Here is a 22381-nt window from a genome sequence, read left to right as displayed (position 1 = left end):
GGAAGCTGGCCGGGCTCTTTTTATTGGAAGCTTTTCGCGGACGCCGGCAGGCTGAGCTAGCTTGGCAGGCCCACATAGTTCTCCGCCAGCACCTGCTGGGCGGCGCGGGAGCCGGCCAGATAGTCGAACTCGGCCCTCTGGATGCGGCGCCCAAATGGTCCGTTCTCCGGGAAGGTATGGAGCAGGCTGGTCATCCACCAGCTGAAGCGCTCCGCTTTCCAGATGCGCGACAGGGCCCTGATCGAATAGTTGTCGATTCCGGCCTCGGACTTCTCGCCATAAAGCTCAATCAACGCGTCCGCCAGCATGGCCACATCGCTCATCGCCAGGTTGAGGCCCTTGGCGCCGGTCGGCGGCACGATATGGGCCGCATCCCCTGCCAAAAACAGCCTGCCGAACCGCAGCGGCTCGGCCACGAAGCTGCGCAATGGTGCAATGGATTTCTCGATCGACGGGCCGGTCTGCAGGGCCTCGGCGGTTTCAGGGTTGAGCCGAAGGCGAAGCTCGTCCCAGAACCGGTCATCGCTCCAGTTCTCGACCTTCTCGTCGTTGGGCACCTGCACATAATAGCGGCTACGGACATTCGAGCGTTGCGAACACAGCGCAAAGCCGCGCTCGTGGTGCGCATAGATCAACTCATGGGCAACCGGTGGCTTGTCGACGAGAATGCCCAGCCAGCCAAACGGGTAGGTGCGCTCGAAGGTGGTCAGTGCCTCTTGCGGCACACTGGCCCGGCTGACGCCGTGATAGCCATCGCATCCGGCAATGTAGTCGCATTCGAGTTTATGGGTGACGCCGTCCTGCTCCCAGCTGACACTGGGGTTGCCGTCAAAGTCGCGAATAGCCACATTGGCCGCTTCATAAATGGTGTTGCCCTGCCTGGCTTCCATCAGGTCGCGGGTCACCTCGGTCTGGCCATAGACGGTGACATGCTTGCCGACCAGACCAGTGAAGTCGATCCGCAGCCGGTCTCCGTCGAAGCTGAGATCGGTGCCGTGGTGTATCAGCCCCTCGGCTACAAGCCGGTCTGCCACCTGTGCGCGGTGCATGAGATCGACCGAGCCCTGCTCGAGAACGCCGGCGCGAATGCGTCCGAGCACGTACTCGGCGCTTTTACGCTCCAAAATGACATTGTCGATGCCGGCCAGATCGAGCAGACGGCCCAGCATGAGGCCAGCCGGACCGGCCCCGATGATAGCAACTTGGGTACGCAAGTGTTCCTCCCATTTGTTGCGCTCATCATGCCTTCATCGAGACATTGGGAGAATGGACAGAGCGGGCAATTCCTTGCACTATCTAAACATGAGCTCGATCCCGACCTATGCACTCTATGGCGAAACCGAGGGCGAAACCCAGCACGATTGGTTGCACTGGGAAACCATTCAGGCGCGCAGTCGGCTGCATGATTATCGCATCGCCCCGCACCGGCATGACCAGTTCCTGCAGGTGCTGCATCTGACAGCAGGGCAAGCCGAAATGACGCTGGATGGCGACAACCATCACCTGGAGCCAAAGAGCATTGCCGTGGTTCCTGCCGGCACGGTGCATGGCTATGGTTTCAGCACCGATGTAGAGGGCCTAGTGGTCACGCTGATGGAGCGCGACATTGCCGGGCTGGGGATGCCACGACCAAGACCAATGGTGATCCACGGGGATTGCCGGGAAATCGCCGCAACTCTCAATCGCCTGACAGCCGAGGCCGACCGGCCTGGGGTGGGCCACAATCTGGCGATGCGGGCGCATTTGATGCTTTTGCTGGTGGCGCTGCGGCGCGGCGACGTGGCTGCAGCCCCGGTTGAAGACACGGGCCGGGGCGCCCAATTGCTCGCGCAGTTCCGCGATCTTGTCGAGTTGCGCTATCGCCAGTCCCGCCGTGTGGCAGACTATGCCGACGCGGTCGGGATCAGCCACACCCATCTCAACCGGCTGTGCCGCCAGCGCCTTGGTTGCTCCGCGCTGGATGTCGTCGAACAGCGCATCGCGCTCGAGGCCCGGCGGCAATTGCTGTTCTCAACACTCACCATCAAGCAGATCGGCGCGGAGCTGGGCTATGAAGATCCGGCCTATTTCTCCCGCTTCATCACGCGCCGCTTCGGCCTGCCACCAGCCGCACTGAGAGAACGGATGCGCGAGCCACAGGGCGAATAGCCGCCTTCATTGCCCGTCCTTCCGCAGGCGTTCGGCGACCTCACGCACGCTTTGCATCAGCCTGGCGGTGGACAGGGAGGTCGGGGTATCGGTGCGGGTGGTGAAGCCCACCGGCCCCAGTGTCTCGCTGGTATCTACCGGCAGCAGCGCCAGCCGGCCCTCGGCGACATCGTCGGCCACCACGCCTTCGGAAATGATCCAGATCGCATCGGTCTGGCGCACATAGGAATGCCCAAAGGCATTGGATACGGTTTCGATTTCGTAGCGCAGCCGGGTCACGCCGTGGGCCAGCAAGACGCGCTCTACCACTGGTCGGATCACCGAACCAGGGGTGGGCATCAGCGTCTGATAGTCTTGGATCAGTCCGAGGTTGAACTCGGCCGCCGCGAGTACCGGATGCCCGGGGCGGACCGCCAGCACCACGCGTTCGGAATAAAGGTGCTCGAAGCTCAGCCCCCCCATCGCGTTCGGCTCGGCCATGCGGCCGATCACCAGGTCAACGTCACCGGTGCGCAGTAGGGAGAGCAAATAGCCGTTGGGCCCGGTAATGATGCGTGTGGTCACCCCACCATTTTCCTCGGTGAAGGCGCGTACCGCATCGGGCAGCATGTGCGCCGATACGGTAGGCAGGGCGCCAACCCGAACCATCGCTGCATCGTGGGTGCCGCGCGCCGCATCGATTCCCTGGCGCAGTGCTGCCACGCTGGTCGAGGCGTAGCGGAAAAACACCTCCCCAAAGGCTGTCAGCGCCAGCTTGCGGCGGCTCCGGTCGAACAACTGCCCCCCAAGCAGACCCTCCAGCTCCTGGATAGTCTTGGTTGCGGCGGGCTGACTGATATTGAGTGCATCGGCCGCTCCCGCCATGGAGCGCAGCCGGGCCACCTCAAGGAAACAGGCGATGTGCCGCAAGCGGATCCTGGGGTCGATAATGCGCTCGGACATTGCGCCTCCGGTTATGTCTTCTGGCCACCAGATAGCAAATTACCAGATATTGGCGCAAATTCGATAATCAAGAAGTTATAGGTTGGGTCGGACTTATCATTTTACAGCGGCGCCAGCTGTCCCTTAAATCAGGGTCAAGAGGAAGCCATGTCTTTTGTCCGTATCAACAGCACCTTGCTGCATTACCGGCTGTCCGGGCCAGAAGGCGCGCCGACTCTGGTTTTTGTCAACTCGCTGGGCACTGACGCCCGCATCTGGGATGCGGTGATCGCCGCGTTCGCCGACCGCTATCGCTGCTTGTCCTATGACAAGCGTGGTCACGGGCTGAGCGATGCCCCCGCAGGCGAATATGCTCTGGACGATCATCTCGAGGATCTGAGCGGATTGCTCGACCAGTTGAATATCGACCGGGCCGTTGTCATCGGCGTCTCAATAGGCGGGTTGATCGCACAGGGTTTCGCATTGCGTGCGCCCGAGCGGGTCGCCCGTCTCGTTCTGTGCTGTACCGCGCCGCGCATGGGGGACACTGCCATGTGGGCCGCCCGCATCGAAACTGCTCGATCCCAGGGGCTTGAGCCGATGGCCGATCCGGTCATGGAGCGCTGGTTCAGTCCCGATTTTCGTCAGCATCGCCCCGACGAACTGGCCGGCTGGCGCAATCTCTTCCTGCGCACCAATCCCATTGGCTATGCCAATACCTGCGCCACACTGCGCGATACCGATCTCACCCTGAGAATTGGCGATATCCCGGTGCCGGCACTGATCGTGGCCGGTGACGCCGACCTGGCGGCGCCTGTCGATCTGGTGCGCAATTGCTCTGCCATTCCGCATTCCCGCTTCGAAATTCTCGAGGGCGTCGGTCACATCCCATCCATCGAGCAGCCGGCCCGCCTTGCCGACATGATCGAAGCGTTTCTAAAGGAGGCCGCTTATGGCTGATACGTCACTGTTCGAGCGCGGCATGGCGACCCGCCGGGCGGTTCTGGGCGATGGGCATGTGGACAAGGCCACGGCCCGCACGACCGCGCTGGATGATGCTTTCCAGACCTTTATTACGGAAGGCGCCTGGGGGTCGGTATGGTCGCGGCCGGGTCTCAGCAAACGCGAGCGCTCCATGATCACTTTGGCCCTGCTGGCCGGGCTCGGTCACGAAGAGGAATTCGCCATGCATGTGCGCGCCACGGTCAACACTGGCGCCACGGCCGAAGACATCAAGGAATTGCTGATGCACGTTGCCATCTATGCGGGCGTGCCAGCCGCCAACAGCGCCTACAAGATTGCAAAGCACGAACTGGCGCAACGTGAGGAGACGGCCCGATGAGCGGCATCATTCTACCCGGGGCCGATGGCATGCTGTTCCAGCGCGATCGCGACTGGCATCCCAAGGCGGATACGCCCGGCTACAAGTCGACGACCTTCCGCGCCCCAAAACACAGCTTGCTCTCGCTCGGCCCCACCAATTCGGAAATGACCGGCCCAACCTTTGGTCATGAAAAGCTCGGCCCGCTGGACAATGACCTGATCCGCAATTTCAGCCAGGATGGCACCGACGCCATCGGCCAGCGCATGATTGTTTACGGTCAGGTGCTCGACGAGAATGCGCGGCCTGTGCCCAATACGCTGGTCGAGTACTGGCAGGCCAATGCCGGCGGCCGCTACCGGCACAAGAAGGAAGGCTACGTGGCCGCCCTCGATCCCAATTTCGGTGGCTTTGGCCGTTCGATCACCGACGAGAATGGGTTTTACCACTTCCGCACCATCAAGCCCGGCGCCTATCCCTGGCCCAATACCGGCAATGACTGGCGTCCCGCCCATATCCACTTCTCGGTCTTCGGCCACGCCTTTGCGCAGCGCCTGATTACCCAGATGTATTTCGAAGGCGATCCGATGATCTGGCAATGCCCGATCGTCGCCACCATCAATGACAAGGCCGCCATCGACCAACTGACAGCGCGTCTCGACCGGCTCAACACCACGCCCATGGATGCGCTCTGCTATCGCTTCGATATCGTGCTGCGCGGCCGTCGCTCGACCATGTTTGAAAACAGAAAAGAGGGGAACTGATGTTGCACCCAACCCCCACCCTCAAGGAAACGCCGTCCCAGACCGCCGGCCCCTATGTCCATATCGGCATGACGCCCAATATCTGCGGCATTACTGGCGTGATTGCCGAGGACCTGGGCAAGACCATGATCTATGGTGACGTTGAGGGCGAGCGGATCAAGGTAGCGGTCAACGTTTTTGACGGCGCCGGCGTGCCGCTCTTCGACGGCGTCGTCGAAATCTGGCAGGCCGATGCCAGCGGCAACTTTGTCGGCCCTACCGCGCCCGGCTCCAATCCTGCGCCCGCCTTTACCGGCTGGGGCCGCCAGCCGCTGAGCGAAGCGGGTGCCGCCACGTTCGAAACGGTCAAGCCCGGCCGCGTGCCCGGCCCTGATGGCAAGCTCATGGCGCCCCATATTGCGCTCTGGATCGTGGCACGCGGCATCAATATTGGCCTCCAGACACGCCTCTATTTTGAGGACGAGGCCGAGGCCAATGCCGAGGATTTCGTGCTCAACAAGATCATGGACAAGCGCCGCCGTGAGACGCTGATCGCACGCAAGGACGGCTCCACCTATCGGCTCGACATTCATTTGCAGGGCGACAGGGAAACGGTGTTTTTTGATATGTGATGGGGCGCATCCCCACCTGACCTCCCCCTGAAGGAGGGGGAGGGACCTATCGAGCCTGCCGCCAGGGCGCCGTGAAATCGCGAATCTTTTCCTCCTCCCCCTTCTTCAGGGGGAGGTCGGGCGGGGGTGGCGACGCACACCGCAGCCAGCTAGGATTTGTCCATGACCCTCCTTTCCGCCCTCGCCGGTGATCCCGAAATCGAAGCCCTGCTTTCGGACGCGGCCCAGCTTGACGCCATGCTGGCCTTCGAGCGTGCCCTGGCGGAGGCCAGTGCCGAAACGGGCTTCATCTCCGAGGACGCCGCTGCCGCCATCGGCGGGGCCGTCACCGGCTTCACGCCCGACTGGGACGGCCTCGAGGCCGGCATGGCGCAGGATGGGGTCGTCGTTCCTGCGCTGGTCAAACAGCTCAAGTCTGGCCTGCCCGAGCCGCACCGTACGGCTCTGCACAAGGGCGCCACCAGCCAGGACGTCACCGACACCGCGCTGATGCTGCAACTGGCCAAGGTCTTCGATGTGTATGAGGCGAGGCTCACCGCGCTGCTGGACACGCTCGACGCTCTGGCAGCCGAACATGGCGGCAAGCCGCTCATGGCCCATACCCGCATGCAGGTGGCCCTGCCGACCACCTGGGGCGCCAAGCTCAGTTCATGGTCCGAGCCACTCAAGCGTCAGCTGCGGGCGCTGGTTTCCATGCGCCGGACCCTCCTCGTCGTCCAGTTGGGAGGCCCAGTAGGCGATCGCGGCAGCTTCGATGGTCATGGCGATGCCATTGCGGCTGCCATGGCGCGAAAGCTTGATCTGGGTCTGGCGACGCCCTGGCAGGCGACGCGCGACCCCATCGTGGCACTGGGGAGCCTCCTGGCGCAGATCTCCGGCGCGCTGGGCAAGCTGGGCATGGATATCGCGCTGCTGGCACAGAACGAAGTCGGGGCAGTCAGGCTGGCGGGCGGCGGCGGTTCTTCGGCCATGGCCCACAAGTCCAACCCGATCAATGCCGAGGTGCTGGTGGCGCTGGCCCGCTACAATGCCGGACTTTCGGGCACGCTCAACCAGGCGCTGGTGCATGAAAACGAGCGCTCGGGAGCGGCCTGGACGCTCGAATGGCTGACCCTGCCGCCCATGCTGGTCGCGACCGGAGCAAGCCTGAGGCTCGCCAGCCTCCTGCTTGGGCAATTGACCATTGCCGTGATCGATTAGGTTATCCTAAACGGTCGCCCTTAGCTTGATCGCTGCAAATCCGCCTGCGCTCGATAACCCTGGCATTATTGTTCGGCCCTGCCATTTCATTTCCAATTGCGGCCTCTTGCTGCCATGAATGCCGGCATGCGAAGCGAGCGGGAAAGGATCGGCGATGGACAAGACAGTCCCCAATCTCGCCACAGCGGTGGCAGGGATTGAAGACGGCATGGTGGTTATGGTGGGCGGCTTCGGCGGTTCCGGCGCGCCGATTGAGCTTATCCATGCGCTGATCGATCGCTTCAAGGCCACCGGCAGCCCCAAGAATCTCACGATCGTCAACAACAATGCCGGCAATGGTCGCATTGGCATTGCTGCGATGATTGACGCGGGCATGGTCGCCAAGATGATCTGCTCCTTCCCGCGCTCGGCCGATCCGCGCGCCTTCACCGAAAAATACCTGGCTGGCGAGATCGGGCTGGAGCTGGTGCCACAAGGCACCCTGGCCGAGCGGATCCGCGCCGCCGGGGCGGGCATTCCGGCCTTCTATACCCCGGCCAGCTATGGCACCGATGTCGCCAAGGGCAAGCCGGTCGCCGAGTTCGATGGCAAGCATTATGTGCAGGAGCGCTGGCTCAAGGCTGACGTGGCGATCCTCAAGGCGGAGCTTGCCGATACCTTGGGCAATCTCACCTATCGCAAGGCCGCCCGCAATTTCTCGCCTCTGATGGCCGCCGCTGCCGCCAAGACCATCGTGCAGGCGACCAGAATCGTCCAGCCCGGTGACATCGACCCCGAACATGTCGTGACCCCCGGCATCTTTGTCGATGCTATTGTCGAGGTCAGCGACCCCAAGCAGGAAGAAGCCCTGATGCGGCAAGGAGTGGCCTACGCATGACCACGAAACTTTCCAACGCCCAGATCGCCTGGCGCGCCGCGCAGGACATCGAGGATGGTGCCTATGTCAATCTGGGCATCGGCTTTCCCGAAATGGTGGCCAAGTTCCAGCCCCCCGGCAAACAGGCCATCTTCCACACCGAAAACGGCGTGCTCAATTTCGGCGAGGCGCCTGCCGCAGGCGAGGAGGACTGGGACCTCATCAATGCCGGCAAGAAGGCGATCACCCTGCGCCCCGGCGCTGCCTTCTTCCACCATGCCGACAGCTTCGGTATGGTGCGCGGCGGCCATCTCGATGTCGCGATCCTGGGGACCTATGAAGTGGCCGAAAATGGCGATCTCGCCAATTGGTCGACCGGTCCGAAAGGCGTGCCGGCCGTCGGGGGCGCTATGGACCTCGTGCATGGCGCCAAGCGCGTCGCCGTGATCACCGATCACGTGACCAAGGACGGCAAGCCCAAGCTGGTCAAGCGCTGTTCCCTGCCGCTGACCGGGGTGGGTTGCGTCACCCGCGTCTATACCAGCCTTGCGGTCCTGGACATTGAAGATGAACGCTTCGTGCTGCGCGAAAAGCTGCCCAGCATGAGTGTCGAAGAACTGCAGGCCGTGACCGGCGCCGAACTGGTGCTCCCCGACCAGATTGGCGACCTTGTCGCCCCGGAGCTGTGAAATGACCGAAGCCTTTATCTGCGCCTATAAGCGTACCCCCATCGGCCGCTTTGGCGGTTCGCTGTCCGCCGTCCGTCCCGATGACCTGGGCGCCGTTCCCCTCAAGGCGCTGATGGCCGAACATGCCTCGGTGGATTGGGACGCCGTCGACGACGTCATCTTCGGCAATGCCAATGGCGCGGGCGAGGAAAACCGCAATGTCGCCCGCATGAGTGCCCTGCTGGCCGGCCTGCCGGTGACAGTTACCGGCACCACCATGAACCGCCTCTGCGGCTCCGGCATGGATGCGGTGATCACTGCGGCCCGCGCCATCAAATCGGGCGAGGCCGAATTGGTCATTGCCGGCGGCACCGAAAGCATGAGCCGCGCGCCCTTCGTTCTGCCCAAGGCCGAAACCGCCTTTTCGCGCAATGCCGAGATCTACGACACGACCATCGGCTGGCGCTTCGTCAATCCGCTGATGAAGGCGCAATATGGCGTCGATTCCATGCCCGAGACCGGTGAGAACGTGGCACAGGAATTCGGCGTCTCCCGCGAGGCGCAGGATCAGTTTGCGGTGCGCAGCCAGGACAGGGCCGTGGCGTCGCAGCAGAACGGAAGGCTGGCAAAGGAAATCGTGCCGGTCACCATTCCCCAGCGAAAAGGCGACCCGACGGTCGTCGACACTGATGAGCACCCCCGCGCCGGCACCACGGTCGAGACTCTGGGCAAGCTGCGCGCCCTCTTCCCCAACGGCACGGTGACAGCCGGCAATGCCTCAGGCGTCAATGATGGCGCCGCCGCGCTGATCATCGCCTCCGAAGCCGCTGCCAAGCGACATGGCCTCACCCCCATTGCCCGCATTCTGGGCGGCGCCACCGCCGGCGTGCCGCCGCGCATCATGGGCATGGGCCCGGCCCCCGCCAGCAAGAAGCTCTTTGCCCGGCTCGGCCTCACCCAAGCCGATTTCGACGTGATCGAGCTCAACGAGGCTTTCGCCAGCCAGGGCATTGCCGTCCTGCGCGATCTCGGCATCGCCGAGGACGATCCGCGCGTGAACCCCAATGGCGGCGCCATTGCCCTCGGCCATCCCCTCGGCATGAGCGGCGCCCGCATCACCGGCACGGCGGCGCTGGAACTCAGTCTTTCCGGCAAGCGCCGGGCCCTGGCCACCATGTGCATCGGCGTGGGCCAGGGCATCGCCATCGGGCTCGAAAGGGTCTAACCCCCCGAACTCAGATCATCGCGCCACCGCTGCTTGATTGCCGCGGTGGACTTGTCCTAAATGCCGGCCGAAGGGCCAGCATATGATCACCTGTTTCGATATCGGCGGCACCACCATCAAGGCCGCCACAGCCACCGGGCCCGACACGGTCACGCCTGTGGGGCGTCTGCCCACCCCGCGTGACGACTTCGAGTTGTTCGCTGCATCCATCTCCGGCCTGGTGGAACAGGGCGGCGCACCCTCGGGCACACCCATCTCGATTTCCGTCACTGGCGTGGTAGACCCCGAGACCGGGGTGACTACGGTCGCCAATATTCCCTGCATCGATGGACGCAATCTGGCTGGCGATCTTGGCAATAGCCTGGGCCGCCCCGTACTGGTCGCCAATGATGCCGATTGCTTCGCCCTGGCCGAGGCTTTTGCCGGCGCTGGCCGTGACCACCGCGTCATCTTTGGCGCCATTCTGGGCACCGGCGTGGGCGGCGGCATCGTCGCCGGCGGACGCCTTTTCCGCGGTGGTGGAGGCCTATCCGGCGAGTGGGGGCATGGCACTGCCGTCGCTACCCAGGTCAGCGTTCCGCCGTTCGACATGCCGCATCTGTCCTGCGGCTGCGGCCTTGTGGGTTGCGTTGATACCGTCGGTGGCGCCAGGGGCATCGAGAAATTGCATCGGCACCTGCACGGTGTGGACCTGCCCAGCACTGCGATCACTTCAGCGTGGGAAAACGGCGATCCCGGTGCCGCACAAACAGTCGATCTCCATGTCGAGCTGGTGTCGCGCCCCCTGGCCCTGGCGGTCAACATCATCGGTCCTGACATTATCCCGGTGGGTGGCGGGCTTGGCAATGCCCATGCCCTCATCGCGCGCTTGGATGCAGCGGTGCGCCAGCGTATCCTGAGAAAGATTGATCGTCCCCTGGTCGTGCCGGCGCAACTTACCATCGATGCCGGACTGATCGGCGCGGCGAGCCTGGCTTTTTCGGAGGGCATTGCATGACCCTGCTCGAGATCTGCGTGGATGACGCCGATGGCCTCGCGGCGGCCATTGCAGGCGGCGCCGACCGGGTGGAACTGTGCTCGGTGCTGGAACTGGGGGGATTGACCCCCATGCCGGGTCTGATGGCGCTTGCCGGCAGCGCACCCGTGCCGGTGCGGGCCATGATCCGGCCGCGCGGCGGTGACTTCGTCTTCGGACCGGCCGATATCGAGGCCATGCTTGGCGACATCGACGCGGCCCGGCGCGCTGGCCTTGAGGGAGTGGTGCTGGGCGCCAGTCTCCCTGATGGCCGCCTCGATATCGAGACGCTCGAGCAATTGGTCGATGCGGCAGGCGAAATGCCCAAAACTCTGCATCGCGCCTTCGATCTGGTCCCTGATCTTGGGGAGGCCATCGAACAGGCCGTGGCACTGGGCTTCGATACCATCCTGACGTCAGGCCGCGCCCGAACCGCCCCGGGGGGTATCGACGATATCATTTCGGCCCACGAGCTTGCGGCCGGGCGGTTGGTCATCATGGCGGGCTCCGGCGTCAATGCCCAGTCCGTTGCCGGCATCCTCTCCCGCGCACCCCTCTCGGCGGTGCACGGCGCCTGCGCTGAACCCCGGGCGCCCGACAGTGCCCCGGCGGCAGAGCTGGGTTTCGTCAGCCCCGCGCGGCGCAGCACCAGCCGCGATCAGGTCGCGGCGCTCAAGGCTGCCCTGGCAGCCCACTAGGAAGACCGGACCCCGCAGCCAGCGGGGTCAGGCCCGGTCTGTTTCAATCAGTTGAATGCCGGCATCGGCGCAGACCTGGCGGATCGAATCCAGTGGGCAGGCATCGGTGATGAAGCTGTGCGCCTGGCTCAGATGCCCGATCCGCACCGGGGCGGTGCGGGTGAACTTGCTCTGGTCGGCCACCAGGATGACATGCCGTGCATTGGCGATGATCGCCTGCGCCACTTTCACTTCGCGATAGTCGAAATCGAGCAGCGCTCCATCCGGGTCGATGGCGGACACGCCGATCACGGCGAAATCCACCTTGAACTGGCGGATGAAGTCCACCGCCGCCTCGCCCACGATGCCGCCATCATTGGGGCGGACCACGCCACCGGCAATCACCACCTCCACCGAGGGCACGACGCGCAGGTGATTGGCCACATTGATATTGTTGGTGATCACCATGAGGCCGCGATGGTCCGTCAATGCCTGGCTGACGGCCTCGGTGGTGGTGCCGATATTGATAAAGAGCGAGGCATGGTCGGGGATGAGCGCCGCGGCGGCTCGGCCAATGGCCCGCTTTTCTGACGGCGCAATCTGGCGCCGCGCCTCATATTCCACATTCTCCACGCCCGAGGGGTGCATCGCCCCGCCATGCGTGCGTTTCAGCGCCCCCCGGTCACAAAGAACGTTGAGATCCTTGCGGATCGTCTGCGGAGTGACGTCGAAGGCAGCGACCAGCTCCTCGACGCTCACCTCGCCCTGCTGGCGCGCCAGCTCGACGATCTTCGCTTGCCGCATGGATGGGGTCATAGTGGCGCACTCCCTTTCGTTTTGTGATTAAACGAAAGGGAGTGAGAGGGGAAGCATGGATAGGGGTTACTGAGCCCGCCGCGACCACTTCACCGCAGGCACGAACGCAAAATCCGTGTCAAACGGATAGCTCGGGCGCGGCGTGTGCTTGCGCTCGGTCCGTTCCACGAACTGATCCACCACGCCAGGGGAGAGCGCCATGAGGCCCGGATTGGCGATGGGGCCAAGTTCGGGCGAAAGATAGCCAGATTTGACCGCGATGATCTTTGCGCCGTGCGGGTCGAGCCCGAGCTTGGTGAAATCGGCGATATTGTGGAACGGTCGACGGCGCGCGGTCAGCACCAGCTCGATGCCACCAATCCGTACAACCGCTTCGCCCAGATGGGTGCTCTCGGTTTCAGCCAGGAACAATACTTCGGCCTCTGTGTCGACCGGCGTGCTCGATGGGTCGAGGCTCGCCCCGATATGCAGTGTCACGCGCGCGCCCACCCCCGCTGCGTATGCGGCGTCCGTGGCGGCTTTGTCGGCAATGCCGGCAAAGATCACGCCCTGGGCATCTCTGGCCATCAGCGCCGCCAGCAGTTCGGCCCGGTCGCCCACGCCGCCGCCGGTCGGATTGTCCCCCGATTCGGCCAGCACCACGGGGTGGGTCGGGCTGGCAATGGCCCGGTCCACGCAGTGTTCGATCGAGCCGGTCTCCATGCCGAAGACAAAGCCCTCGCGGATATCCCAGTAATTCTGCGCCAGATGGGTCGCGGCCCTTTCGATGGCCGCCCGGTCGGTGCCGGTCACTACCGCGCAGGCCGTGGCGCGCGGCTCGTCGGCCCAGACATAGCCCACCTGGAAGCTGGCATCCCAGATCCCGCCCGGCTCTTCGACCTCGTGGAGCTGCGTGTAGAACGTCCGTGCCGGCTCGTCCTGGGTCGAGGTGCGTTCACCCGGCAGCAGCACCGGCACCGGTGCCCAGGCAAGCACCGGCTTTACGCCGGTCTTGAGCGCTCGCACCAGCATGGTCACGGCGCGGCGCATCGTGTCCGGCACGTCGATATGCGGCGCGGTGCGATAGGTCGAAAACATGTCCAGCCCATCGATGATACGCTGCGAAACATTGCCGTGCAGGTCATAGGACGCGGCGATCAGGACATCGGGTCCCACCACCTCGCGCACTGCGGTGATGAAGTCGCCCTCGGCATCGAACATGCCTTCGACATGCATGGCACCGTGCATAGCCAGGTAGACACCATCGAGCGGCAGCGCGGCCTTGAGGCCCTCAAGGATTTCCGTCTTCCAGCGATCATAGAGCGCCCGTTCCACCGGTCCGCCGGCAATCGCGCGGGCATGCAGGATGGTGACGAACTCGGCGGGAAAATGCGTCAGGAAATCGAAGTATTGATCCTTGAGCATCGATGGACCGCGCAGCACGCGAAAATCGGCTTCACGCGCCAGCACGGGATTATAGGTGCTGCATTCAGTGTGTAGCCCGGCAACGGCAATACGCATCAGAGGACTCCTGGAACTTCGGATTCAAGGTTTCGGGCAGTCTGGGCGCGGCGCGGGCTGAGCCGCCCGGTGAGAAACAGGCTCACCACCAGCATGGGGATGACGCAGGCGACCCCCAGTCGGATATCGCTATGCTCGGCCACGAAGCCGATCAGCGGCGGGCCGATGAGAAAACCGGTCAGCGCCACAAAGGACAACACGGCCACATTGGCCGAGGCGGCGCGGTCGCCAATGCCGGCAGCCGCCGTGACGGCCAACGGGAAACCGACCGACACGCCAATGCCGATGGTGCCAAAGCCGATCAGCGCGATCTCGACGCTTGGCGCCAGGAACAGCAGGGCTGCACCGATCACCGCCAGCGTGCCACACAGCCGCGCCGTGTTGACGCTGCCCAGCCGGCGCCTGAGGAAATCGCCGCCAAACCGCCCGGCGGCCACCATGAAGGCAAAGACCGAATAGCCCAGGCCCACCAGCCCGCCCTCGGCATCGAAGGCGTCGCGCAGGAAAATGGCCGACCAGTCCGCCATCGCGCCTTCTGTCATGGTAATGCCGAAGACGAACAGGCACACCCCGACCAGCGCCGGACTGGGCAGCGCCCAGGCTGAGCGCTGCGGTTCGCCAGTCTCGTTTTCGGTCCTGTCCTTCAGAGCAGGCAGGGCCCACCCGGCCAGCAAGGCGACGGGAAGCACGGCAAAAGCCAGCAGGGGCAGCGCGATGCCCGGGGCAACGTTGGCGGCGACAAAGCCCGAGCCGATCAGACTGCCCACCATGATGCCCAGTGACCAGAAGCCATGCGAAGTGTTCATGATCAGCTTGCCGGTGGATTTCTCCACCAGATCGGCTTCGACATTGAGGCCAAGTTCGACAAATGAGATTGACGACCCGGCCAGCATCAGCGCGGTGAACAGCAGGACCGGGTCCGGCGCCAGGACCGGCAAACAGGCTGCGATCGAATAGAACACAAACCCGATCAGGATCGCCAAGCGCGCGCCGATCTTGCCCACCAGGGGGCCGGCCACGGGTAGCGTGAGCAGTGTGCCAACGGGCATGCCGAGCAGTGCGATGGCCAGTGCTGCCGGCCCCAGCCCCATGGCGGACTGAATCTCGGGAATACGCGGCAGCCAGGAGCCAAAGGCTATGGGTTGGAGAAAGAACACCAGCATGACGAGGCGCTGGGGCGTGAGGAAAGACATGCGAATGGCCTCAATGACCTGGGGTGTTCGGCGCTGCCGTTGCTTTTTCCGTCCCCGGATTGACCGGGGAGGGACTTTGTCGCTCCCGCCCGGCGCATGCCCTTCGTATCAGGGCTGTGCGCCGCGCGACGCTCGATGATTGATCAGCCCTGTTTCGGCATCGGATAGGGCAGATACCCCACAAATCCGGTGAGCTTCCATTGGCCGTCCACCTTGCGGCAGAAATAGAGGGTCTGCCAGTTCAGGACATCCTTGCCGCCATCGGCCAGGGCAATCTCGCCATTGAACTTCTTGTGGGCAATGGCGCGTTCGCTGGTGATTTCGATCTCGGTCAGGCTCGTTGCCCGGTGAATGCCCGCTTCTTGGTCCTCGGCATAGACCACCTTCTGTCCCTCGCGCGCCTGGCGCAGCCACTCGTCGCGATAGTCGGTGAGGCTGGGAAAGCTGATGGTCCAGCCATCGGGATTGTCGTCTTTATTGCCGTTGATGCCCATGAAATCCCCGGCGATGAAGTCGTCTTCCACCATGGACCAGTCGGCATTGACGAAGGCCTTGATGTCGCGCGGCACCAGCATGGTCCAGATCGCCGAACGGTCGGCATCATCGGGGAATGGATTTGTCGATAGGCTCATTTAGCGTCTCTTGCCTGCATGGCGACGCGCTGACGCACGTTCACCAATTCTGTTTCATATTTTCACATGTGTCATGTGTTTGTTGCCTGCTGAAAGAGGCCACATGGATACCAATTGCGACATGGTGCCCCCACAAATGACATTTGTCCACACCCTGAGCCAAACTAAACGGTTCGAAAATGCCCAGAAAAGCAGCAAAACGGCGCGCATTTGCGCAAGTTGGCAAGGTGGCTTAAATTGGTATTGTATTGGCGTCGAATGTGTGTTGACATTGTGTTGGCAAGGCGCCTAGTCTTGAAAATCGTTTACACAAACGACACCGATCCGCAAGAGGTCGGGAACTGAATAAAACAGGGAACGGCAAGGTATGCGGGTAGGCATTATCGGTCTCGGCTATCGTCTGGGTTATCTCGCGCGGGTGTTTTCCGCGGCGCGGGACGATTTCGAGATTGTGGGTTACGTCGATCCGGCACCGGCCGGTCTGCCCTATACCCAGGAGCATGGTGTCTCCGTCGGTCAGCAATATGACAGCCTGGAGCAATTGATCGACGAGGCCGATCTCGATCTGCTCATGGTCGGCTCGCCCAATCATATGCATCTTGAGCACATTCGCATCGGCCTTGAGCGCGGCATGAAGCTGTTTGCCGAAAAGCCGGTGGTGACCTCGGTTGAGGATACCATGGCGCTGGCCGAATTGATCGGACAGTATGGCTCGGACAATGTCATGGTGGGCCTGGTGCTGCGCTATGCCCCGCTCTATGTCGATCTGCGCAAGGCGCAGGCCGAAGGTAAGCTGGGCGACGTCACCTCAATCGAAGCGTCCGAAACCATCCCGCCCTATCATGGCGCTTTCTTCATGCGCGACTGGCGGCGTTATCAGCAATATTCGGGCAGCTTCATGCTTGAGAAATGCTGCCACGATCTTGACCTCTATAATGGGGTCATGGGTTGCCGTCCGCGCTTCGTTGCCAGCTTCGGCGGGCGCAAGAGCTTTACGCCTGAAAATGCGCCCCAGGGTGCCGGCGTCAACGATCTCAACGTCTATCTCCGCAAGCCGTCGGGTTGGCAGGGCTCGGACAAGGTGTTCGATAGTGATGGCGACATCATCGACTTCCAGACCGCCATCGTGCAGTATGAAAACGGCGCGGCTCTGACCTTCCACACCAATATGAACGTGCCCGACGATTTCCGCCGTTTCGCGGTGATCGGTGCCAAGGGCATGGCGGAAGGCGACTTCATTCGTAACTACTTCAAGGTCACCGACAGCCGCACCTCCGAACGGCTTGAGGACAAGACCTACCAGACCTCCGAGCTGAGCCAGCATTACGGTGCCGACGAGCAGATGGCCGAGGATATCCTAAAGCATATGATCGAGGGTGTGCCCCTGCCTGTCTCGGTCACCGACGCGCTCGAGGCCGGGCTTCTGGCGCTGTCCATGGATGAAGCGATGCGCAACAAGTCTGTCGTCGACATGGCCCCCATCTGGCAGCGCTTCGACGCTGCTCTGGGCAAAGGGAACTGAGGAGAAAGCCGATGACCAGCACAAGAAGCGCCACCCTCTTCGCCCTCGCCCTGCTGGCTCCGGCATTGATCTATATCCTGACCATCGTGGCCTACCCGCTGGTCGACACGATCATTCTCAGCTTCACCAACGCCTCGCTACGCCCCGGCTATGATTTTATCGGCTGGGCCAATTACGAGCGCATCTTCGGCGCCGGCAACTTCACCGAAGTCATTGTCCGCACCTTTATCTGGACCTTCTTCTCGGTCAGCCTGAAAATGGTCATCGGCATGCTGGGTGCCGTGCTGCTCAACGCAGCAATTCCAGGTCAGATTGTGTTCCGCATTCTCACCATGCCGCCCTGGATCGTTCCCATGGCCATTGGTATCTTCATGTGGGGCTGGATGTATAATGGCCAGTTCGGCATGATTTCCGGGCTCTTGCAGAATTTCGGCATCACCAATGGCCCGATCGCCTGGCTGGCTTATGGCGAGACCGCCTTCTGGGCCACGATCATCACCGACGTGTGGATTGGTGTCCCCATGGTCACCATCTATTTCCTGGCCGCCATGCAGTCGATCCCGCGCGATCTGCACGAGGCAGCCTGGACCGACGGGGCAGGGCGGTTCTATCGTTTCCGCCGCATCACCGTGCCGCTGATGGTGCCGGCCATCATCACCATGAGCCTGCTTTCGCTCATCGCCACCTTCAATTCCTTCGACATCATCTGGATCCTGACCCAGGGCGGTCCGTCCGGCTCGACCACCACGATGATCATCGACACCTACAAGACCGCCATGGGCTCCCGCCGCTATGGCGAAGGTGCGGCGCGTGCCGTGGTCATCTCGCTCTTCGTCACCGCCTTCTGCATTGTTTACTTCCGCGCCGTCCGCAAGCTCCAGCAGGGAGAAGCCAAATGAGCGACGTTGCCCGTTCCACCGAAGTCGCGGCCGCCGATTCCAAGGCCAGCGTCCAGCCTCAGCCCAAGGCCCGTCGCGGCCTCTGGTCGGCCAGCCGACCGATGATCGACCGCTATAGCCTGCTCGAAGTGATTGGGCTCTATGCCGGCATCGCGCTGTTCCTGTTCTTCGTTTTGGCCCCGTTCATTGAAGGGTTCCTGGTGTCATTGAAGCCGCTGGCCCAGCTCTTCTCGACGCCCTACAGCTTCATTCCCAAAAACGGGTCCTTTGCAGCCTATTTCAGCATGTGGGAATCCGTGCCTGCCCTGGGCATGCACATCTTCAATTCCTTCTTCATCTCGACGGTCGTCACGGCCATTGTGGTCGCCATCGTGGTGCCGGCCGCCTATGCCTTTGCCCGCTTCAACTTCACCGGCGCCGGCCTGCTGCTCGCCGGGTTCCTGGCGGTCAACATGTTCTCGGGCGCGGTGCTGCTGATCCCGCTCTTCCGCCTGATGCGCACGCTGGGCTTGCTCAATACCTATTGGGCCATGATTGTGCCCGGCGCCGCTTTCCTCATTCCGTCCTCCGTCTGGCTGTTGCGCACCTATATGATGCGCATCCCGCGCGAGCTGGATGAAGCCGCCTGGGTGGATGGCGCCAGCCGCCTCTACACCCTGCGCCGGGTTATCCTGCCGCTGGCCATGCCGGGCGTCGTTGTGGTCGCCATCATGACCTTCATCGGTGCCTATGCGCAGCAGTTCATCTTCGCGCTGACGTTCAATTCCAAGACCGAATTCATGCCGCTGCCGGTGGGGCTTTTCGCCTTCTTCGGCAAGCAGGAGGTGATCTGGAACGAGCTGATGGCGGCGTCCTTCGTCGGAATCCTGCCGGTCATGATCGTCATCGTGTTCCTGCAGCGCTACCTCGTCGCCGGTCTCACCGCCGGTGCCGTGAAGCAGTAACTGGCTCGGCGCCAATCCGGACCAGGTCCGGGCCGGTGCTGCACCAATCAAGGGTTTGGGGATCATCCGGCGGCTCATGCCGGGTGGCTCCAGAAGGGCCGAGGGGCCCGCAATCAAGGGAGACTACCAAGTGAAAAAAGCAAAGAGCGTCCTGCTGGCCACCATTGCCGGCTTGGCTGGTACCACCGGGCTTGCCGGGGTCGCGCAGGCGGAAGACATCAACATCATCCTCTGCGGCGACACCGTCACGCCCGTCTATCTCGAGCTTTTCGCAGAATGGGATGCCGCCAATCCTGATTACAAGGTTGTGCCCGAAGTTGTTGGTTGGGGCCAGTGTCAGGACAAGGTAACCACGTTGGCTGTCGCGGGCACCCCGGTCGATATTGCCTATGTCGGATCGCGTACCCTCAAGCAGTTCGCCATCAACGACCTGATCGTTCCTGTCCCAATGACCGACGAAGAGAAGGCCGGCTATTATAACTACGTGCCCGAAACCGTGACCTTTGAAGGCACCCAGTGGGGCATCCCGGTTGCCTTCTCCACCAAGGCCCTGTTCTGGAATAAGGACCTGTTCGAAGAAGCTGGCCTCGATCCGGAAACCCCGCCCAAGACGTGGGAAGAGCAACTGGCATTTGCCAAGCAGATCACCGAGAACACTGATGCCGCTGGCTTTGGCATGGTTGCCAAGAGCTTTGACGCAACCATGCACTGGTTCCTGCACTGGGTTTACACCAACAATGGCTCTGTGATTGATGCGGACGGCAACATCACCCTGAATTCGCCGCAGAATCTGGCCGCCCTTACCGCGTTCCAGGAAATGGTACCTTATTCTGAGGAAGGACCCACGGCCTACGAACAGAACGAAGTGCGGGCCATCTGGCTCGATGGCGGTCTTGCCATGATGCATTGCTCGGTCAGCTGTGCTGGTCGCGGCACTGAAGCCGGCATCAATTGGGGCGTTGCGCCCCTGCCGACTGGTCCGGAAGCTCAGGGGCCCGGCACTCTGCTGATCACCGACTCGCTGGCCGTGTTCAAGGGCACCGGTCAGGAAGACAAGGTCATCGAATTCGGCAAGTTCCTGACTTCGCCAGAAAACCAGCTGGCATACGAATTGTCTGAAGGTGGCCTGACCCCTCTGCGTCCGTCTGCTGAAGTCGATGCTCTGGTTGCTGATACTCCGCATTGGAAGCCGTTCATCGACGGCATCGAATATGGTGGCCCCGAGCCGCTCTTCAACGACTATATCGGTCTGCAGAACGCCATGATCGAAATGGTCCAGTCGGTCGTGACCGGCGCCGCCGAGCCGCAGGAAGCCCTCGACAAGGCTGCCTCCGAGCTCGAACTCTATAAGTAAGGTCCTCCCGACCGCCAGCCGTCGCCCCTCAAGGGCGGCGGCGCACCAGACGCGTTGCTTATCCTGCTCAAACAGTTACTGGCAGAGCGGCGCGACACCAAGATTCATTTCGCCCGGAGACGCGAATCATGTCGCAATTGAGCCTCAAGCGCCTCGAAAAATCCTTCAACGAAGCCCGCATCATCAAGGGCATTGACCTTGATGTGAGCGAAGGCGAGTTCGTGGTTTTCGTCGGCCCCTCGGGCTGCGGCAAGTCCACCTTGCTGCGCATGATTGCCGGGCTGGAAGATGTCAGCGCCGGGGAAATCGAGATCGGCGGCCATATCGTCAACGATCTGCCGCCCGTGCAGCGCGGCATCGCCATGGTGTTCCAGTCCTATGCGCTCTACCCGCACATGACTGTCTACGAGAACATCGCCTTCCCGCTCCGTGTCGAAAAGCTGCCGCAGGCCGAAGTCGACAATCGCGTCCAGGCCGCCGCCAAGGTGCTCCAGCTCGAAAGCCGTTTGCAGCACCGCCCCGGCCAGCTCTCCGGTGGCCAGCGTCAGCGCGTCGCTATCGGTCGCGCCATTGTCCGCCAGCCCAAGATCTTCCTCTTCGACGAGCCGCTGTCGAACCTCGACGCTGCGTTGCGTTCGGAAATGCGCATCGAGCTGATGGAGCTGCACAAGCGCCTGGGCTCGACCATGATCTATGTGACCCACGACCAGATCGAAGCCATGACCATGGCCGACAAGATCGTGGTGCTCAACGCCGGCGAAATCGCTCAGATCGGCTCGCCGCTGGAGCTCTACCACAAGCCCGACAACCTGTTCGTTGCCGGCTTCATCGGCTCGCCCAAGATGAACTTCATCAACGGCAAGGTGCGCGCCGCCAACGGGACCACTGTCACCGTCGATCTGGGCAAGCTCGGCACGATCGAACTGCCGCGCAGCAGCACCGAAGTGGCCGGTCAGGACGTGACCCTGGGCATTCGCCCCGAGCACCTGACCCTGGGCAGCGGTGAATTTGTCATCGAAACCACGCCCAACATTGTCGAGCATCTGGGCATCCACACCATTGGCTACGCCACCCTGCCGGGGGGCGAGAACTTCATCGGCCTGTTCGAGGGCAATCCTGACCTTGCAGATGGCAAGCCCATGACGGTCGGCTTTGATATCGCGCAGGCCCATTTGTTCGACGCCAGGGGCCTGGCCGTCTACTAGAGCGGTACCGGCCGGCAAGAGGGGACGCGCGATGCTGGACATAGTGGGTTTGCTGCAGACCGAGAAGGACGCCTTCACCCGCTCCGAACGGGCCCTGACCGAAATCGTCCTGGCCGATGTCGACAGCGTGCTCAAGATGAGCATTGTCGATCTGGCGGCCGAGGCCGACGTGTCCCCGCCAACCGTCACGCGCTTCTGCCGGCGGCTCGGCTGCGACTCTTACGCCGATTTCAAGGTGCGCCTGGCCCAGTCCCGCTTTGTTGGCCAGCGCTATTTCGCTCCGGCGTCCGGTCCTTCGAGCGTGCATGAAATCGCTCAGGGGATCGTCAACGGCATTCAGTCCACCATCTACGACACCTTCGATACGCTCGATTTCGATGCCATCGAGCGGGCCGCCGAATCCATCGTCAAATCCAGTTTCATCCTCAGCTTCGGCTCGGGTGGCGCCTCTTCGATGATGGCGGTAGAAACCGAGGCCCGCCTGTTCCGGCTCGGCCTCAAGGTCGCCGCCTCGATCGATCATCAGGTGCAGATGATGCGCGCGGCCTCCGCCCCTCTTGGCGCCGTGGTCATTGCCTACTCGCTCTCGGGGAACAATGTGCCGCTGGTCAAGGCGCTTTCGGTCGCCGGCGAATATGGCCTGACCCGCATCGTCGTCTCGCGGCCCGGTTCGATCATGGCCGAGCAGGCAGACATTCTGCTGCCCGTGCACTGGCGCGAAAATCAGGACATCCTGCGTCCCACCCCGGGCCGCTACGCATTTCTCGCCACCGTCGACATCCTCTCCCAGACCATCGCGGCCAGGTTGGGCCCACCGGCCGTCGCCTCCATGCGCCGCATCAAGCATCAGCTGGTCGTCAACCGCGACGGCGACGACGCCCAGCCGCTGGGGGATTGATGCTTCCGCGCG

General features: G+C 62.7%; 23 protein-coding genes. 17 read left to right on the top strand and 6 right to left on the bottom strand.

From position 1 onward, the window contains the following. Window positions 1-56: 56 nt before the first annotated feature. Window positions 57-1214, bottom strand: coding sequence for a 4-hydroxybenzoate 3-monooxygenase (pobA, locus tag ACE4RL_RS00475; protein WP_375598592.1), 1158 nt, complete (start codon window positions 1212-1214; stop codon window positions 57-59). Window positions 1215-1266: 52 nt separating this feature from the next. Here pobA and ACE4RL_RS00470 point away from each other — a divergent pair, with 52 nt between their 5' ends. Further along, window positions 1267-2148: a helix-turn-helix domain-containing protein gene (locus ACE4RL_RS00470; RefSeq protein WP_375598591.1), complete on the top strand. Its 882-nt coding sequence runs from the start codon at window positions 1267-1269 to the stop codon at window positions 2146-2148. A 6-nt stretch (window positions 2149-2154) separates the two neighbouring features. On the opposite strand, the gene pcaQ is transcribed toward ACE4RL_RS00470, so the two are convergent. Then, on the bottom strand, window positions 2155-3090 hold the full coding sequence (pcaQ, locus tag ACE4RL_RS00465) for a pca operon transcription factor PcaQ (protein ID WP_375598590.1): 936 nt from the start codon (window positions 3088-3090) through the stop codon (window positions 2155-2157). Between the two features lie 147 nt (window positions 3091-3237). On the opposite strand from pcaQ, the gene pcaD reads away from it, so the two are divergent. The 10 genes from pcaD (at window position 3238) to ACE4RL_RS00415 (ending at window position 11427) form a co-directional block, all read left to right on the top strand. Continuing rightward, window positions 3238-4029, top strand: a complete 792-nt coding sequence (pcaD, locus tag ACE4RL_RS00460) for a 3-oxoadipate enol-lactonase (protein ID WP_375598589.1) — start codon at window positions 3238-3240, stop codon at window positions 4027-4029. After that, entirely contained in the window at window positions 4022-4411 is a 390-nt protein-coding gene (gene pcaC, locus ACE4RL_RS00455; protein WP_375598588.1) for a 4-carboxymuconolactone decarboxylase, read from the top strand. The genes pcaD and pcaC overlap by 8 nt, the downstream gene beginning before the upstream one ends. Beyond that, complete coding sequence (gene pcaH, locus ACE4RL_RS00450; protein ID WP_375598587.1) at window positions 4408-5154, top strand: protocatechuate 3,4-dioxygenase subunit beta; 747 nt, start codon at window positions 4408-4410, stop codon at window positions 5152-5154. Before pcaC ends, pcaH begins: the two co-directional genes overlap by 4 nt. Next, on the top strand, window positions 5154-5765 hold the full coding sequence (pcaG, locus tag ACE4RL_RS00445) for a protocatechuate 3,4-dioxygenase subunit alpha (RefSeq protein ID WP_375598586.1): 612 nt from the start codon (window positions 5154-5156) through the stop codon (window positions 5763-5765). The genes pcaH and pcaG overlap by 1 nt, the downstream gene beginning before the upstream one ends. Before the next feature lie 162 nt (window positions 5766-5927). Further along, a complete protein-coding gene (locus tag ACE4RL_RS00440; protein WP_375598585.1) occupies window positions 5928-6965 on the top strand; it encodes a 3-carboxy-cis,cis-muconate cycloisomerase in 1038 nt (345 codons plus the stop codon). A gap of 154 nt (window positions 6966-7119) precedes the next feature. Next, window positions 7120-7842 carry a 3-oxoacid CoA-transferase subunit A gene (locus tag ACE4RL_RS00435; RefSeq protein WP_375598584.1) on the top strand — a complete coding sequence of 241 codons (723 nt, stop codon included), beginning with the start codon at window positions 7120-7122 and terminating at the stop codon, window positions 7840-7842. After that, entirely contained in the window at window positions 7839-8510 is a 672-nt protein-coding gene (locus tag ACE4RL_RS00430; protein ID WP_375598583.1) for a 3-oxoacid CoA-transferase subunit B, read from the top strand. The genes ACE4RL_RS00435 and ACE4RL_RS00430 overlap by 4 nt, the downstream gene beginning before the upstream one ends. A 1-nt stretch (window position 8511) precedes the next feature. Next, window positions 8512-9714, top strand: coding sequence for a 3-oxoadipyl-CoA thiolase (pcaF, locus tag ACE4RL_RS00425; RefSeq protein WP_375598582.1), 1203 nt, complete (start codon window positions 8512-8514; stop codon window positions 9712-9714). A gap of 82 nt (window positions 9715-9796) precedes the next feature. Then, the gene (locus tag ACE4RL_RS00420) at window positions 9797-10711 is read left to right on the top strand and encodes an ROK family protein (RefSeq protein WP_375598581.1); all 915 of its coding nucleotides are present in this window, start codon (window positions 9797-9799) and stop codon (window positions 10709-10711) included. Beyond that, window positions 10708-11427 carry a copper homeostasis protein CutC gene (locus ACE4RL_RS00415; protein WP_375598580.1) on the top strand — a complete coding sequence of 240 codons (720 nt, stop codon included), beginning with the start codon at window positions 10708-10710 and terminating at the stop codon, window positions 11425-11427. The genes ACE4RL_RS00420 and ACE4RL_RS00415 overlap by 4 nt, the downstream gene beginning before the upstream one ends. A 27-nt stretch (window positions 11428-11454) precedes the next feature. Here ACE4RL_RS00415 and ACE4RL_RS00410 read toward each other — a convergent pair whose 3' ends face one another. From ACE4RL_RS00410 to ACE4RL_RS00395, 4 genes are all read right to left on the bottom strand, one after another. Beyond that, window positions 11455-12222, bottom strand: coding sequence for a DeoR/GlpR family DNA-binding transcription regulator (locus tag ACE4RL_RS00410; protein ID WP_375598579.1), 768 nt, complete (start codon window positions 12220-12222; stop codon window positions 11455-11457). 66 nt (window positions 12223-12288) lie between these two features. Then, a complete protein-coding gene (locus tag ACE4RL_RS00405) occupies window positions 12289-13722 on the bottom strand; it encodes a M81 family metallopeptidase (RefSeq protein ID WP_375598578.1) in 1434 nt (477 codons plus the stop codon). Then, complete coding sequence (locus ACE4RL_RS00400) at window positions 13722-14915, bottom strand: MFS transporter (RefSeq protein ID WP_375598577.1); 1194 nt, start codon at window positions 14913-14915, stop codon at window positions 13722-13724. Before ACE4RL_RS00400 ends, ACE4RL_RS00405 begins: the two co-directional genes overlap by 1 nt. Window positions 14916-15058: 143 nt before the next feature. Further along, window positions 15059-15547: a hypothetical protein gene (locus ACE4RL_RS00395; protein ID WP_375598576.1), complete on the bottom strand. Its 489-nt coding sequence runs from the start codon at window positions 15545-15547 to the stop codon at window positions 15059-15061. A 367-nt stretch (window positions 15548-15914) separates the two neighbouring features. On the opposite strand from ACE4RL_RS00395, the gene ACE4RL_RS00390 reads away from it, so the two are divergent. The 6 genes from ACE4RL_RS00390 (at window position 15915) to ACE4RL_RS00365 (ending at window position 22369) form a co-directional block, all read left to right on the top strand. Next, window positions 15915-17069 (top strand): Gfo/Idh/MocA family protein, encoded by a 1155-nt coding sequence (locus ACE4RL_RS00390; protein WP_375598575.1) that lies wholly within the window; start codon window positions 15915-15917, stop codon window positions 17067-17069. 11 nt (window positions 17070-17080) lie between these two features. Further along, a complete protein-coding gene (locus tag ACE4RL_RS00385) occupies window positions 17081-17968 on the top strand; it encodes a carbohydrate ABC transporter permease (protein WP_375598574.1) in 888 nt (295 codons plus the stop codon). A gap of 101 nt (window positions 17969-18069) precedes the next feature. Next, window positions 18070-18912 (top strand): carbohydrate ABC transporter permease, encoded by an 843-nt coding sequence (locus ACE4RL_RS00380; RefSeq protein WP_157291034.1) that lies wholly within the window; start codon window positions 18070-18072, stop codon window positions 18910-18912. A gap of 151 nt (window positions 18913-19063) precedes the next feature. Further along, complete coding sequence (locus ACE4RL_RS00375; RefSeq protein ID WP_375600201.1) at window positions 19064-20266, top strand: ABC transporter substrate-binding protein; 1203 nt, start codon at window positions 19064-19066, stop codon at window positions 20264-20266. A gap of 128 nt (window positions 20267-20394) precedes the next feature. Next, a complete protein-coding gene (locus ACE4RL_RS00370; protein ID WP_375598573.1) occupies window positions 20395-21471 on the top strand; it encodes an ABC transporter ATP-binding protein in 1077 nt (358 codons plus the stop codon). 31 nt (window positions 21472-21502) lie between these two features. Further along, entirely contained in the window at window positions 21503-22369 is an 867-nt protein-coding gene (locus ACE4RL_RS00365) for a MurR/RpiR family transcriptional regulator (RefSeq protein WP_375598572.1), read from the top strand. Window positions 22370-22381 lie beyond the last annotated feature (12 nt).

It is taken from the genome of Devosia polycyclovorans (assembly GCF_042181575.1).
GTDB classification, from domain to species: Bacteria; Pseudomonadota; Alphaproteobacteria; order Rhizobiales; family Devosiaceae; genus Devosia; species Devosia polycyclovorans.
The sequence above is the reverse complement of the archived record's forward strand: the minus strand, read 5'-3'. Positions and strand labels throughout refer to the sequence as shown.